This is a genomic window from Fontisubflavum oceani (assembly GCF_030407165.1).
GTDB classification, from domain to species: domain Bacteria; phylum Pseudomonadota; class Alphaproteobacteria; order Rhodobacterales; family Rhodobacteraceae; genus Rhodophyticola; species Rhodophyticola oceani.
This window is the reverse complement of sequence record NZ_CP129111.1, coordinates 257519-270892: the sequence shown is the minus strand read 5'-3', so window position 1 is coordinate 270892 and position 13374 is coordinate 257519. Positions and strand designations below refer to the sequence as shown.

Below are 13374 nucleotides of genomic sequence, written 5' to 3'. Positions count from 1 at the left end.
GCGAGGGAACGCCTGTCGGCCGCAAGGCAAAGGACAACGCCCTTCATAGCCTCCGTCTCGGGGGCGCTCTAACGAAGGAGATCAGCCGTGACCAAACGCACGTCTGCCAAATACAAAATTGACCGCCGGATGGGTGAAAACATCTGGGGGCGTCCGAAATCCCCCGTCAACCGTCGCGAATACGGCCCCGGTCAGCACGGTCAGCGCCGCAAGGGCAAGCTGTCGGATTTCGGTATCCAGCTGCGCGCCAAGCAGAAGCTGAAAGGCTACTATGGCGACCTGACCGAGAAGCAGTTTCGCCGCATCTATGCCGAAGCTGAGCGGGTCAAAGGCGATACCGGTGAAAACCTGATCGGCCTGCTGGAACGCCGCCTGGACGCGGTTGTCTATCGCGCGAAATTCGTGCCGACCGTTTTCGCCGCACGCCAGTTCGTGAACCACGGCCATGTCAAGGTGAACGGCCAGAAGGTCAACATCCCCTCCTACCGTGTGAAAGAGGGTGACGTGATCGAAGTGCGCGATCGCTCCAAACAACTCGCCGTGGTGCTCGAAGCCGTGCAACTGGCCGAGCGCGATGTGCCGGATTACATCGAAGCCGACCACTCGAAAATGACCGCCACCTTCACCCGTACGCCGGGCCTGGGCGATGTGCCCTATCCGGTTCATATGGAGCCGAACCTGGTCGTGGAATATTACGCGAAGAACTGATCTTCGCCGAGATTTGCCAGAAAACGCCGTCCCAATTGGGGCGGCGTTTTGCGTTTGAGCGTCACCACCATGTCATGAAAAGCGGTTTTCCTGTACGATACCTGAATATATTTTCGTATTTGGAGTATTAGACATGACTGCACGCGACATTTCTTTTGCGTCTTTTAACCTGCTCAATCTTCAAACGCCGGGCGAAGCCATTTACGGCGATAGAGATGGCTGGCCGCAAGAGGTCTATGACCGGAAGATCGAGTTCACCGGTGATATGCTGGCCCGCCTCTCGGCCGATGTTGTCGGTATCCAAGAGCTTTGGGCCCCCGAGGCACTGAAAGATGCCATTGAGGCGGCGGGGCTTGCGGATGATTTCGTGGCCCTGACGCCGCCGGGGCATCCGGGCAACCGCATTGTCTGCGCCGCCGTGGTCCGGAGCGATATGGTCGTGGGCGATCCGGAATGGATCACCGATTTTCCAGAAGAGATGGTTCTCAAATCCTCTGGTGATGATCCGCAACAATCCGACATCTCGGTCAATCTCGACAGCTTTTCGCGGCCTGTCATGCATCTGCGCGTCAAACCCCATGACGATACACCCGCGATTGAGGTGTTCGTCTGTCATTTCAAATCACGCCGCCCGCATCAGGTTTGGCGGGAGCGCGATTGGTATGATCGCGATGTGCATGGAGACCACAGCACCGCGCTTGGCTATGCGTTGTCCACCATCCGGCGGACGGCGGAGGCCACCGCGCTGAGAGTATTGATCACCAAGATTGCCAAAGACAGCGACACGCCCGTCGTGGTGCTGGGCGATATGAATGACGGCAAGGCGAGCAACACGCTGAACATCCTCAGTGAGCAGCCGTCTTATTTATCGCCTTTGTCGCGGGGCGGCGGCGGCAATGCGCTTTATACGGCGCAGACCATTCAAGAATACCGCTCAACCCGCGATGTCTATTACACGCATGTTTTCAAGAAGCAGCGGGAAAGTCTGGATCACATTCTGTTTTCGGAGCAGTTCTACGACAATTCGAAAAAGCGGCTTTGGGCCTTTGATGAAATGGTGGTCGAGAACGATCATCTGAACCGGGACGATCACAAAGAAAGCGGCACCAACGATCATGGCGTCGTTCAGGTCAATTTTAAATGGAAGCCGGAACGCGGCTAGATCGCGCGGGCAAGATACCCCCGGCTGGTCCGCGATGGTGGACCGGCGGGGAAGGCGTATTCCGCCCCCAAGTGCCAACCGGATGCCGCAAGCAATTCGGCGATTTCATCGGGCTGGAAGGTCCGGTGCCGCCATTGAAGCCAGATGATCGCATTGCACCAATGCGGTTTTGAGGCGGCCAGCCAGAGGCATCCACCCGGTCGCACCAGCGCGCGCATTTCGGCCAACGCAGCGGCGGGATCATCGCAGTGTTCGATGATGTGTGCCGCCAGGAGGTGATCAAACAGGGCAGGGGGCTGATAGTTTCCAAGCATCACCTGCGCCCGATCCGGCACGATATCCCGGCGCATCAGCGCGGCCTCGGCGCGGTCGAGCATTGGTGCGGAAGGATCAAGCAGCGTGATCTCGGATGCAGGCCCATGAATCGCGGCCCAGGCCTCCGCAAAAGCCCCTGTGCCGCAGCCAACATCCAAAACCCGCGCCCGCGCATCCGGTCGGGGGATGCGGGAGGAGAGGAACCCAAGATAGGCGTCGTAATAGCCAAGCGTGCGCATCTTATCGCCCCAGGATCCGGCGGCGCGGTCATACCGCCCGGTCAGATCGTCGTGGGAAGAGGCGTTTGTCTGGCTCATCTGTGCAGCCTGCCACATTCGATCTGCGCGGAACAGCGGGCGTTCGCTCTCGCCATTCTCCCATTTCTGCGATAGGAGGCCGCTATGGCCCTCGGTGATACCCTCAACAGCATGACGATTGATCAATCGCGCGCGCTGCCCCTATGGCGGCGGCCTGTGGCATTGCTGGTGGTGATGGCTTTCGCCATGCCCGTGGCTTTTGCGACTTGGTCCGCACTTCTGAACAATTTCGTCATCGAAGTGGCCGGTTTTGACGGGTCCGATATCGGCTGGCTTCATACGGTTCGGGAAATTCCCGGGTTTCTCGCTATTGGCGTGATCTTCCTGATCATTTTCATTCGCGAGCAGGTTCTGGGCCTAATCTCGCTGGTTCTGCTTGGGGTGGCCACGGCGCTGACCGCACAATTCCCGACGCTTGGTGGGCTGCTCTTCATCACCCTGCTCAGTTCGATCGGCTTCCACTATTACGAGACCGTCAACCAGTCGCTCCAGCTGCAATGGATCGATAAGAAGAAAGCACCGCAAACGCTTGGCTGGCTGCTCTCGGTCGGCTCGGGCGCGACGCTTCTGGCCTATCTGCTGATCGTGCTGACCTGGCGGGCATATGACCTGAGCTATGAGTTGGTCTATTGGCTGGCGGGCGGTGTGACGGCGGCGATCGGTCTTCTCTGCCTCGCGATCTATCCGCAGTTCGAAAGCCCGAACCCACAGACCAAGAAGATGATCCTGCGCCGCCGCTATTGGCTCTATTACGCGCTGCAATTCATGTCTGGTGCGCGGCGGCAAATCTTCGTGGTCTTTGCCGGGTTCATGATGGTCGAGCGCTATGGCTATGAGGTGCACCAGATCACTGCGCTTTTTATGGCGACGCTCTTGATCAATATGATCGTGGCCCCGCTTCTGGGGCGAGCCGTATCGTTTTTTGGGGAGCGCGCGGCGCTGATCTTTGAATATGCCGGGCTGAGCGTGGTCTTCGTGCTCTATGCCGGGCTGTACCATTTTGACTGGGGGCCTTGGATGGCGGCCACGCTCTATGTGGTGAACCACATCTTCTTTTCGCTCGCACTGGCGATCAAAACCTATTTTCAGAAGATTGCCGCGCCGGGGGATATCGCCCCAACCGCGGCTGTGGCCTTCACGATCAACCATATCGCGGCGGTCTTCCTGCCTGCCGGGCTGGGATATCTCTGGCTCAGTTCGCCGATGTCGGTCTTTGTCTTGGCTGCGGCGATGGCCCTTGTGTCTTTGGCCCTCTCCACGTTAATCCCGCGGCATCCCGAGCCGGGGAATGAGACTGTCTTTCTCCGCCCGGCCCCCACTGCCGCAGAGTAAGGACCGCCCATGCCGACATATACCGCGTTGACCACTTTGCCCCGCAAAGAGGCCGCCGAAGCTTTGGGCGAGGCGCTCGAGGGCCTGGAGCCAAATCCGACCGGCGTTGGGGTGTTTGAGATGGAAGACGGCTCCGGCCTTTGGGAAGTCGGCGGTTACTTCGAGGCACCGCCGGATGGCGTAGCGCTGGCGCTTCTGGCTGCTGCGCATGGCGCGAAAGACTTCGCCGTTTCGGAACTGCCCGAGACCGACTGGGTCGCCGAAGTGCGGCGTGAGTTGCATCCGGTTACCGCCGGACGCTTCTTCGTCTATGGCAGCCACGACGACGACAAGCTGCCTGACGATGCTGTCGGGCTGTTGATCGAGGCGGCGATGGCGTTTGGCACCGGGCATCACGGCACCACACAAGGTTGCTTGGAGGCCTTGGATGCGCTGATTTCGGAAGGGTTCGTGGCGCATAACACGGTTGATATTGGCTGCGGCACCGCCGTCTTGGCGCTCGCGGCGGCCAAGACCTGGCCAGAGACGGTATTGGCCAGTGATATCGACCAAGTGGCTGTTGATGTGGCGCGCGCCAATGCAGCCGCCAATGGGCTCACCGACCGCGTCATCTGCGTCGAAGCGGCGGGGTTTGAGCACCGTGAATTGTCTGAAAAAGCACCGTTTGATCTTATTTTCGCCAATATCCTCAAAGGGCCGTTAATCGACCTTGCTCCAGCGATGGCACAACACTCCGCCAAGGGGGGACGGGTGATCCTCTCGGGGCTCCTTATTGCACAGGCTGATGACGTCATCGCCGCCTATGTTGAGGCTGGTTTCTCGTTGGTCCGCCGGGCCGAGCTTGGCGACTGGGCCACGTTGACGTTAGGTCATTGAAAAATCTGGCATTCTGCCACAGTTTCTGCTAATTTGGTGAAAGGTGGGGGCAACACGTAATACGGGTTGCCTCTTATGAGTCATCAAATTCAACTTTTTAATCACCGGGTTAACCGGATCGAGCGCAATTACGCGAATCGAATCCCCGAGACGTTTACCATCAATGAAGATGGTCTTGTCGTGCCACGCACGCGGAGACGTCTACGGTTCCGATTCCCGTTTCGCGCGCTGATCTCTGGGCTGGTTTGTGCCTTTCTGGTCAAGGGGTTCCTGATCTATCACCTGGGTCAGGAAGACTATACCTCTCGTATCGACCGCATGCTGACCGGGTCCACCGTGGATCAGGCTGCTGCCAGGGTTTTGTTGCCAGACCAGGCATCGCTTTGGGTGTCCGAGCAATACGCGGTATTGGTCACGTTCATCCGTCAGCCATAGCGATCATATAGCTCGGTCCATGAAAAAGGCCGCCCGGACTTGGTCCAGGCGGCCTTTGGCAGGTTTTGTCGTTCGTTTAGCGGCGGAAGGTGCCAGATGCGATATCGTCGATGTCGCCGCGCACCAGGCCCAGATCGTCCAACTCGCGGTCCGATAGCCGCGACAGGCTCGCGCGAGTCACGCGGGCGTCGTTCCAGCTCGTAATCTTGGCAACGAGTCCGGCGATGAGAGTGACAGCGCTGAAACCAGCGCCAAGCGGGCGGTTCGTAATAATAGCCATCTGAGTCGTCCTTTCCGAGCTCGTGTAATGGGGTGTCGAGCGGTTGCTCTTGATCCGCAATTAGGGCGACCGAAGCGCCCAAACAAGCATCTTTTTTTGCATGGGACGCATGCAATTTGTGCATATCTTGAATGGCCGGAAACGCCTTGGAAAATAGGGTCAAAATGCGACTTGCGGGTGTCGGTTTTGATCTACCTAAGGGCGATTTCAGGCGTGTTTTGAACGCCTGCCTCAAAAAGCGACATTTCTCGTGTCGCTTTTGTCTGGCGCTGGTCAATGTTCGCCTTTCGTGCTAGTGATGCAAAAAAGACGCAAAACAGGCGGTGACGGGCGGTGATACGGATAATTGGAATTGATCCGGGGCTTCGATCTCTGGGCTGGGGGGTCATCTCGGTCGATGGATCGCGACTCAGTCACGTGGCCAACGGGCAATGTCAGAGCGCGGGTAGCGACCTGGCGGCACGGTTGCTCTCTCTTCATCAGCAACTCACCGATATCCTTGCGCTCCATCAACCGACACATGCCGCCGTGGAACAGACCTTTGTGAACCGAGACGGGGCGGGGACGTTGAAACTGGGTCAGGCGCGGGGCATCGCCATGTTGGTGCCGGCGCAATTCGGGATCGCTGTGGCCGAATATGCGCCGAATGCCGTGAAGAAGACGGTTGTCGGTGTTGGCCATGCCGATAAGCGGCAGATCGATCATATGGTGCGGATGCAGCTTCCTGGCTGCGCACCGAATGGGCCAGATTCGGCCGACGCGCTGGCCATTGCGATTTGTCACGCATTTCATGCCCAGACCGCAGGCCGCTTGGCAGATGCCGTGAAGGCCGCATCATGATCGGCAAACTCACCGGGCGCGTCGATTATCGGGCGGCGGATCATGTTCTTTTGGACGTGAATGGCGTTGGCTACACCGTGCATTGTTCCGAGCGCACCTTGGCCGCTTTGCCACACGCCGGGGAGATGGCCGCCCTCTATACCGAATTGCTGGTGCGAGAGGATTTGCTGCAACTCTTCGGTTTCCTCACACTTTATGAGCGCGAATGGCATCGACTTTTGATTTCGGTTCAAGGGATTGGGGCGAAGGCCTCGATGGCAATTCTGGGCACGCTTGGCGCGGAAGGCATCGCGCGGGCGATAGCGATTGGCGATTGGGGGGCGGTCAAGGCTGCGCCGGGCGTGGGGCCGAAAATCGCGCAGCGGGTGGTCAATGAACTAAAAGACAAAGCGCCCGCGACGATGGCGCTAGGTGGCACCGTGCATGAGGCGCTTGGCGATGCGACCGTGCAAGTGATCGAAACGACCGCGCCAGCGACACCTCGACCGGTCAGCAGCGCATCGGCGCAAGCCGAAGCCCTTTCCGCGCTGCAAAACCTCGGCTATGCCCCATCCGAAGCCGCAAGCGCCGTGGCGACCGCCGCCGGGGAGGCCCCTGAGGCGGAGACGTCTGCTTTGATCCGTGCCGCTCTGCGTCTCTTGGCACCGAAGGAGTGAGATGACCGAACCCGACCCGACCCTCCGCGCAGACGCACTTCCTGGCGAGGATAGCCCTGATCGAGCGTTGCGCCCGCAGGCGCTATCGGAGTTTATCGGGCAGGAAGAGGCGCGGGCCAATCTTGCGGTCTTCATCGAAAGCGCGCGGCGTCGGGGCGAGGCGATGGATCACGTGCTGTTCCACGGGCCGCCCGGCTTGGGCAAGACCACATTGGCACAGATCATGGCGCGCGAATTGGGCGTGAATTTCCGGATGACCTCCGGCCCGGTTCTGGCTCGCGCGGGCGATTTGGCTGCGATCCTGACCAATCTTGAGCCACGCGATGTGCTGTTTATCGACGAGATCCATCGGTTGAACCCGGCGGTGGAAGAGGTGCTTTATCCAGCACTGGAAGATTTCGAACTGGACTTGGTGATCGGTGAGGGCCCGGCCGCGCGCACGGTGCGGATTGAGCTGCAGCCTTTCACCCTGGTCGGTGCGACGACACGGCTCGGTCTACTGACGACGCCCTTGCGGGACCGTTTCGGCATTCCGACGCGGCTGCAATTCTACACAGTGCCGGAACTGCATGAGATCGTCACCAGAGGCGCGCGGCTTCTAAATATCGCGGCAGAGCCGGACGGCACGTTGGAAATCGCCCGCCGCGCGCGCGGCACGCCGCGCATCGCAGGGCGGTTGCTCCGCCGGGTTGTGGATTTTGCGTTGGTTGAAGGCGATGGGACTTTGACGCGCGCGATTGCTGATAGCGCGCTGACCCGTTTGGGTGTCGATCACCTCGGGCTTGACGGGGCGGACCGGCGCTATCTGCGGTTGATGGCCGAGAATTATGGCGGTGGTCCGGTGGGGGCGGAGACGCTCTCTGCGGCGCTCTCTGAAAGCCGGGATGCGATTGAAGAGGTCATTGAGCCTTATCTCTTACAGCAAGGCTTGATCGCGCGGACCCCGCGGGGGCGGGTTTTGGCGCAAAAAGGCTGGACCCATCTAGGATTGGCAGCGCCGACGCGCCCGGATCAGAGCGATTTGTTTGAGGGATAGCTTGGGAGCCTCCGGCGGGGATATTTATGAAGCAGAGAAGCTCATGACGGACACCTTGGGGCGCATGGTGCCTGAAGGCGTTGAAGCGCTTTTTACGCGGGCGGATGGGCAATATCTCTTTGCCCGTTGGGGCCGGCCGATTGCGCCGGTGGTGTTTGGGGTCGATGTCGCGACGGTGTCGGTTTTCAAAGGCGCCATCGAGGCGGTTGTCGCTTTGGCCGGGCACCAGATGGCCGAGACCGACCCGGAATTGGGCGCGAACCTGATGGTATTTTTCCTGCGCGAGTGGTCGGAGTTGACGGACACGCCCAATCTCGACCGGCTGATCCCTGATCTCGGGCCTTTGGTCGCGCGGCTGCAGCAGGCGGACGCCAATCAATACCGGAGTTTCCGTTTTGATGAGTTGGGAGCGATCAAAGCGGCGTTTGTCTTTATTCGCATGGATCAGGCCATGCAGGAGGCCGCCGCCGAAACCATCGCGCTCAGCCAGATGGTGCAGACCATCCTGCTCTGGTCTGACACGGCGTTTCTTGGCACCTCGCCGCTCGCGGTCTTGACCGAAGGGGGGCGGCCGTGTTGAAGCCGGAGATCGCGGCAGTGATCCGCGCTGCATATGATCCGGTGATGCCCGCCATGGCGCAGGACCCGTCTCACGCCTTGCGCCTGGCGGCGCGGCTCGGAGCCCTACAATGATCCATCATTGGCCGATCCGCGTGTATTATGAAGATACCGACCTGGCAGGCCTGGTCTATTACGCCAATTACTTCAAATTCATTGAACGCGCGCGGTCTGAGATGGTCCGTGAAGCCGGGATTGATCAGCTTGAAATGAAGCGTGAGCGTGGCGTGGTCTTTGCGGTGCGCCGGGTCGAAGCCGATTATCTTGCGGCGGCGCATTACGACGATGAATTGTTGGTCGAAACCACGCTTGATCGTCTCAAAGGAGCGCGGTTCGACATGCCGCAGAAGGTGTTTCGCGGCGATCAGCTCCTGTTTGAGGCCCGCGTCAGCGTTGTTTGCATTGGCCGAGAAGGCCGCGCGACCCGTCTTCCGGCGGATATTCGCCAAAAGCTTGAAACAATTTCGGCCCTCACGAGCCAGTGACGCACAATCGTTGGTGTTCCCCCTTACAAGTTGTTAATATGCAGCCTTAATGAGGCGCAAATTTTGACAATCGCGCCCGAAGATGGGCCGGGGCAAGGCAGGAAGAGCAGGCAATGGAAGCTGAGACGCTAGGCATGGCGCAGGAGGCGGATTTTACCCTTCTGGCGCTTTTCTTTCGCGCAACTTTAACGGTTCAATTGGTGATGGTGGCCCTGATGGTGGCCTCGGTCTGGGTTTGGGCAATTACCTTTTCGAAATATGCGCTTTATCGCCGGGCGCGCGGCAATGCGGCGGCGTTTGATGCAGCGTTTTGGTCGGGGGAGCCGCTTGACGAGCTCTATGATCAGGTCGCCGATGCGCCGCGCAGCGCCTCGGAGAGGGTGTTCGTGGCGGGCATGACCGAATGGCGGCGATCCCTGCGTGATGATGGGGCGTTGATCCCGGGGGTGCAGCAGCGGGTCGATCGTTCCATGGATGTGGCGATTGCTCGCGAGAATGAGCGCCTCACATCGGGGCTGAACTTCCTCGCGACCACGGGGGCCACCGCGCCCTTTGTGGGCCTGTTCGGCACGGTCTGGGGCATCATGCGCTCGTTTCAGGAAATCGCAGCTTCAGGCAACACATCGCTGGCCGTGGTGGCACCCGGTATCGCCGAGGCTCTGCTGGCGACGGGTCTGGGCCTTCTCGCGGCGATTCCAGCGGTGATTTTCTACAACAAGCTTTCGTCCGACGCGGATCGGTTGATCGGCGGTTATGAGAGCTTTGCCGATGAGTTCTCCACCCTTCTATCGCGGCAGCTCGACTGATGGGCGCTCAGGTCGCAACGAAGTCGGGCGGCGGCCGGAGACGTGGCCGCCGGTCTGGTCGGTCGAAACCGATGTCCGAGATCAACGTCACGCCCTTTGTCGACGTGATGCTTTGCCTTTTAATCATTTTCATGGTGGCTGCGCCGCTGATGACGGTTGGTGTGCCGGTGGAACTGCCGGAAACGGCGGCGGAGGCGTTGCCGGGGGATGAGGAAGAGCCACTTTCGATCACGCTGGCCGCAGATGGTCGGGTCTTGATCCAGACGACCGAAGTCGCACTGGCCGATCTGATCCCGCGCCTGCAAGCCATCGCTGCCGAGCGGGACAGCAACCAAGTCTTCCTGCGGGCCGATGGGGCCATTCCTTATGAGCAGGTGATGCAGGTCATGGGCGCGCTCAACGCCGGCGGGTTCCGGGAGATCGGCTTGGTCACAGATGCGGGCGGCCCCGCGCTTGATGGGTCCGAGGGGTGAGGTGGCGATGCGCCGATCTCTCTACGCCTCGGCTGGCATCCATGCCGGTATCATCGTCTGGGTGGCAATCGGCGGAATCGTCCGCCAGAGCGACCCGGTTCCGTTTGAGGTGACCGGTGTGAGCATCGTCAGCACATCCGAGTTCGAGGCCCTGACAGCGCGGCCTGTGACGCCGACAGTGTCGGAGGCGCCTGAGGTGTTGCAACCGACGCCAGAGATCGAAACGCCAGTGGCGCCGGAGGCGGAAACGCCTGCGCCCGAGGTGACGCAACCCGAGGTCGCGGCGACACCGGAGACGGAGACAACGCCGGACGTATCGGAACTGGAGACGCCTCAAGCCGATGTGACCGATGAGGTTGCGGCTTTGCCGACCCCACCCCAAGGGGACCCCACAGCGGCGCCGTCAGAGACCCCGACGCCACAAGAAGCACCGCGCGTTGCGCCGCAACCCGCGCCGGTGCCTGCCCCCGAAGTCGAAACCGCGCCCGACGTGGTGGAGCAGCCGACCAATCCTGAACCATCTGAAACGCCCGCTGAGGACGTCACACCGACCGCGCCGGAAGAAGCGACCACCGAGATCGTCACTGAGGCCGAAGAGCCATCTTTGGGCAGTGCCGCGCCGCAAGCCTCGGTCCGCCCGAGCGCTCGGCCCAATCGACCTGCCCCGGTTGTCGAAACGGCGGCACCCGCGCCCGAGACCCCCGAAACACCTGCGCCAGCCGAGGAAGACCCGCTGGCCGCCGCCATCGCCGATGCTGTGGCAGATGCCAATACCGCGCCTGCGCAACCCTCTGGCCCGCCGCTCACGGCCGGGGAACGGGATGGGTTCCGCATTGCCGTGCAGCAATGCTGGAATGTCGGCTCTCTTTCCTCCGAAGCGCTGCAAACAACCGTCACAGTTGGTGTGGAGATGGCCCGCGACGGTCGCCCCGAAAATGGAACAATCCGCCTGATCGAGTCGACAGGTGGCTCCGATGCCGCCGCCCGCCAAGCGTTTGAGGCGGCACGCCGCGCAATTATCCGCTGTGGCTCCAATGGTTTTGACCTACCCGAAGAGAGCTATGACCATTGGCGCAGCGTTGAAATGGTATTTAACCCCGAAGGAATGAGGTTGAGATGACCCGTTTTCTGATCCCCGTGGCCGTTCTGGCCCTTTTGATTGCTGGCTTTTTTGCGCCTGCTGTGGCTCAGACCAGCCCCGGCCCGCTCAGGATTGAAATCACCGAAGGGGTGATCGAGCCATTGCCCTTCGCGGCCCCAACCTTCATTGCGGAGAACGCCGCCGCCTCGGATGTGGCGCAAGACATCACTCGGGTGATCTCCGCCGATCTCAGAGGCACCGGCCTGTTCCGGGAGATCCCGGCCTCCGCTCATATCTCCACAATCACCAGCTTCGACAGCCCGGTCCAATATGCCGATTGGAAAGCGATCAATGCGCAAGCCCTGATCACCGGCTCGGTCGAACAGACGGCCAATGGTCAGCTTGTCGTCCGTTTCCGCCTTTTCGATGTCTTCGCCGATGAGCCGCTTGGCGAAGGTTTGCAATTTGTCGGATCGCCGGAAAGCTGGCGGCGCATGGCCCATAACGTGGCCGATCAGGTCTATGAGAGGATCACGGGCGAGACCGGCTATTTCGATACGCGCGTGGCCTTTATCTCGGAATCCGGTCCGAAAAACGCCCGTCTGAAACGGTTGGCTGTCATGGATTACGACGGCGCCAATGTGCAGTATCTGACCGATAGCCGCGCCATCGTGCTTGCCCCGCGTTTCTCGCCGAATGGCGACCGGGTCATCTATACGAGTTATGAAAGCGGCTTCCCGCGCGTCTATTTGATGGATGTGGCGACGGTGCAGCGTCGGCCGCTGGATGCATTGCCCGACACGATGAGTTTTGCGCCGCGTTTCTCGCCGGATGGCAACCGGGTGGTTTATTCGGAGTCCTCCGGCGGCAATACCGATATCTACATTCTCGATCTGAACACCGGTCAGCGGACCCGCCTGACCCAAGCGCCGTCGATCGAAACTGCACCCAGTTTCTCGCCGGATGGCTCGCAGATCGTCTTTGAATCCGACCGTTCTGGGCGGCAGCAAATCTATGTCATGCCAGCCAGCGGTGGCGAAGCTCGCCGCGTCAGCCAGGGAACAACCGGCCGCTATGGCACACCGGTCTGGTCGCCGCGCGGCGACTTGATCGCCTTCACGTTCCAGAACGCAGGCCGGTTCCATATTGGCGTGATGCGCACAGATGGCTCCGAAGAACGGCTGCTCACAGCCTCTTTTCTCGATGAGGGGCCGACCTGGGCGCCTAATGGCCGTGTGATCATGTTCACGCGCGAAACGGCAGGGACCGATGGGGCACCGGCGCTTTATTCAGTGGATATCTCTGGCCGGAACCTACAGCGGGTCGCAACACCTGGCATGGCGTCCGATCCGTCTTGGTCCCCACGCTTGCCATAGTGGGGATGTGATTTGCAGACGGCCCCGCCCATGTTACCCTGCGCCGCAAAAGCGCCTTCGATACGAGGAACGAGCAAAATGAACATGATCGCAAAATCCGCCCTTCTGATGGCGGTTCTGGGCCTTTCCGCCTGCGCCCAAGGTGGGCTTGGCGGTGGCAACACCGTCGACCTCAACGCCAATCAGGGGGCCGCGTCGGACCCCAGATCACCCGCCTATTTCAATCAGGTCGTGGGCGACCGCGTCCTGTTCGCCGTGGATCAATCGAGCCTGTCGCCAGAGGCGCAATCGATCCTCGCCGGTCAGGCGCAATGGCTTTTGACCAATACGGAATACACCGCCCTGATCGAAGGCCATGCCGATGAACAAGGCACGCGGGAGTACAACCTCGCGCTCGGCGCGCGCCGTGCCAACGCGGTGCAGGAATATCTGATCAGCCAAGGCGTTGCGGCCAATCGGTTGCGCACGATCAGCTACGGCAAAGAGCGTCCGTTGGAGATTTGTTCGAACGAGAGCTGCTATCGCCAGAACCGCCGCGCGGTCAGCGTAATTGCCGCTGGCGCGGGGGTCTAAACCCA

At 60.5% G+C, this 13374-nt stretch carries 16 protein-coding genes and 1 pseudogene; 15 read left to right on the top strand and 2 right to left on the bottom strand.

Going from position 1 to position 13374, the window contains the following annotated elements:
* The first annotated feature begins 87 nt into the window (after positions 1 to 87).
* Positions 88 to 708: a 30S ribosomal protein S4 gene (gene rpsD / locus QTA57_RS01415; RefSeq protein ID WP_145211771.1), complete on the top strand. Its 621-nt coding sequence runs from the start codon at positions 88 to 90 to the stop codon at positions 706 to 708.
* Between the two features lie 133 nt (positions 709 to 841).
* Positions 842 to 1870 carry an endonuclease/exonuclease/phosphatase family protein gene (locus tag QTA57_RS01410; protein ID WP_290153251.1) on the top strand — a complete coding sequence of 343 codons (1029 nt, stop codon included), beginning with the start codon at positions 842 to 844 and terminating at the stop codon, positions 1868 to 1870.
* On the opposite strand, the gene QTA57_RS01405 is transcribed toward QTA57_RS01410, so the two are convergent.
* Positions 1867 to 2502, bottom strand: a complete 636-nt coding sequence (locus QTA57_RS01405) for a class I SAM-dependent methyltransferase (RefSeq protein ID WP_290153250.1) — start codon at positions 2500 to 2502, stop codon at positions 1867 to 1869. The two genes, QTA57_RS01410 and QTA57_RS01405, sit on opposite strands and share 4 nt — an antisense overlap.
* An 84-nt stretch (positions 2503 to 2586) precedes the next feature.
* Here QTA57_RS01405 and QTA57_RS01400 point away from each other — a divergent pair, with 84 nt between their 5' ends.
* From QTA57_RS01400 to QTA57_RS01390, 3 genes are all read left to right on the top strand, one after another.
* Positions 2587 to 3834 carry an MFS transporter gene (locus tag QTA57_RS01400; protein WP_290153249.1) on the top strand — a complete coding sequence of 416 codons (1248 nt, stop codon included), beginning with the start codon at positions 2587 to 2589 and terminating at the stop codon, positions 3832 to 3834.
* A gap of 9 nt (positions 3835 to 3843) precedes the next feature.
* Complete coding sequence (locus tag QTA57_RS01395) at positions 3844 to 4710, top strand: 50S ribosomal protein L11 methyltransferase (protein ID WP_290153248.1); 867 nt, start codon at positions 3844 to 3846, stop codon at positions 4708 to 4710.
* Positions 4711 to 4785: 75 nt separating this feature from the next.
* Positions 4786 to 5145: a hypothetical protein gene (locus QTA57_RS01390; RefSeq protein ID WP_290153247.1), complete on the top strand. Its 360-nt coding sequence runs from the start codon at positions 4786 to 4788 to the stop codon at positions 5143 to 5145.
* Positions 5146 to 5221: 76 nt separating this feature from the next.
* On the opposite strand, the gene QTA57_RS01385 is transcribed toward QTA57_RS01390, so the two are convergent.
* Entirely contained in the window at positions 5222 to 5425 is a 204-nt protein-coding gene (locus QTA57_RS01385) for a DUF1127 domain-containing protein (RefSeq protein ID WP_290153246.1), read from the bottom strand.
* 336 nt (positions 5426 to 5761) lie between these two features.
* Between QTA57_RS01385 and ruvC the strand changes: the two genes are divergently transcribed.
* The 10 genes and pseudogenes from ruvC (at position 5762) to pal (ending at position 13369) form a co-directional block, all read left to right on the top strand.
* On the top strand, positions 5762 to 6265 hold the full coding sequence (gene ruvC, locus QTA57_RS01380) for a crossover junction endodeoxyribonuclease RuvC (protein ID WP_290154994.1): 504 nt from the start codon (positions 5762 to 5764) through the stop codon (positions 6263 to 6265).
* On the top strand, positions 6262 to 6921 hold the full coding sequence (gene ruvA, locus QTA57_RS01375) for a Holliday junction branch migration protein RuvA (protein ID WP_290153245.1): 660 nt from the start codon (positions 6262 to 6264) through the stop codon (positions 6919 to 6921). The genes ruvC and ruvA overlap by 4 nt, the downstream gene beginning before the upstream one ends.
* 1 nt (position 6922) lies before the next feature.
* On the top strand, positions 6923 to 7957 hold the full coding sequence (gene ruvB, locus QTA57_RS01370; protein WP_290153244.1) for a Holliday junction branch migration DNA helicase RuvB: 1035 nt from the start codon (positions 6923 to 6925) through the stop codon (positions 7955 to 7957).
* Between the two features lie 64 nt (positions 7958 to 8021).
* Positions 8022 to 8650 (top strand): annotated as a pseudogene (locus QTA57_RS01365) (hypothetical protein).
* On the top strand, positions 8647 to 9060 hold the full coding sequence (ybgC, locus tag QTA57_RS01360) for a tol-pal system-associated acyl-CoA thioesterase (RefSeq protein WP_171557631.1): 414 nt from the start codon (positions 8647 to 8649) through the stop codon (positions 9058 to 9060). Before QTA57_RS01365 ends, ybgC begins: the two are co-directional and overlap by 4 nt.
* A gap of 113 nt (positions 9061 to 9173) precedes the next feature.
* Positions 9174 to 9866, top strand: coding sequence for a protein TolQ (gene tolQ, locus QTA57_RS01355; RefSeq protein WP_290153243.1), 693 nt, complete (start codon positions 9174 to 9176; stop codon positions 9864 to 9866).
* Complete coding sequence (gene tolR / locus QTA57_RS01350) at positions 9866 to 10339, top strand: protein TolR (RefSeq protein WP_145211739.1); 474 nt, start codon at positions 9866 to 9868, stop codon at positions 10337 to 10339. Before tolQ ends, tolR begins: the two co-directional genes overlap by 1 nt.
* Before the next feature lie 7 nt (positions 10340 to 10346).
* Complete coding sequence (locus QTA57_RS01345; protein ID WP_290153242.1) at positions 10347 to 11459, top strand: energy transducer TonB; 1113 nt, start codon at positions 10347 to 10349, stop codon at positions 11457 to 11459.
* Complete coding sequence (tolB, locus tag QTA57_RS01340; RefSeq protein ID WP_290153241.1) at positions 11456 to 12796, top strand: Tol-Pal system beta propeller repeat protein TolB; 1341 nt, start codon at positions 11456 to 11458, stop codon at positions 12794 to 12796. The genes QTA57_RS01345 and tolB overlap by 4 nt, the downstream gene beginning before the upstream one ends.
* A 78-nt stretch (positions 12797 to 12874) precedes the next feature.
* Positions 12875 to 13369, top strand: coding sequence for a peptidoglycan-associated lipoprotein Pal (gene pal, locus QTA57_RS01335; protein ID WP_171557638.1), 495 nt, complete (start codon positions 12875 to 12877; stop codon positions 13367 to 13369).
* Positions 13370 to 13374 lie beyond the last annotated feature (5 nt).

Coding starts and splice junctions, on each gene's coding strand:
- QTA57_RS01410 (WP_290153251.1), top strand. CDS start 842: ATGACTGCACGCGACATTTCTTTTGCGTCTTTTAACCTGCTCAATCTT.
- QTA57_RS01405 (WP_290153250.1), bottom strand. CDS start 2,502: ATGAGCCAGACAAACGCCTCTTCCCACGACGATCTGACCGGGCGGTAT.
- QTA57_RS01400 (WP_290153249.1), top strand. CDS start 2,587: ATGGCCCTCGGTGATACCCTCAACAGCATGACGATTGATCAATCGCGC.
- QTA57_RS01395 (WP_290153248.1), top strand. CDS start 3,844: ATGCCGACATATACCGCGTTGACCACTTTGCCCCGCAAAGAGGCCGCC.
- QTA57_RS01390 (WP_290153247.1), top strand. CDS start 4,786: ATGAGTCATCAAATTCAACTTTTTAATCACCGGGTTAACCGGATCGAG.
- QTA57_RS01385 (WP_290153246.1), bottom strand. CDS start 5,425: ATGGCTATTATTACGAACCGCCCGCTTGGCGCTGGTTTCAGCGCTGTC.
- ruvA (WP_290153245.1), top strand. CDS start 6,262: ATGATCGGCAAACTCACCGGGCGCGTCGATTATCGGGCGGCGGATCAT.
- ruvB (WP_290153244.1), top strand. CDS start 6,923: ATGACCGAACCCGACCCGACCCTCCGCGCAGACGCACTTCCTGGCGAG.
- ybgC (WP_171557631.1), top strand. CDS start 8,647: ATGATCCATCATTGGCCGATCCGCGTGTATTATGAAGATACCGACCTG.
- tolQ (WP_290153243.1), top strand. CDS start 9,174: ATGGAAGCTGAGACGCTAGGCATGGCGCAGGAGGCGGATTTTACCCTT.
- tolR (WP_145211739.1), top strand. CDS start 9,866: ATGGGCGCTCAGGTCGCAACGAAGTCGGGCGGCGGCCGGAGACGTGGC.
- QTA57_RS01345 (WP_290153242.1), top strand. CDS start 10,347: ATGCGCCGATCTCTCTACGCCTCGGCTGGCATCCATGCCGGTATCATC.
- tolB (WP_290153241.1), top strand. CDS start 11,456: ATGACCCGTTTTCTGATCCCCGTGGCCGTTCTGGCCCTTTTGATTGCT.
- pal (WP_171557638.1), top strand. CDS start 12,875: ATGAACATGATCGCAAAATCCGCCCTTCTGATGGCGGTTCTGGGCCTT.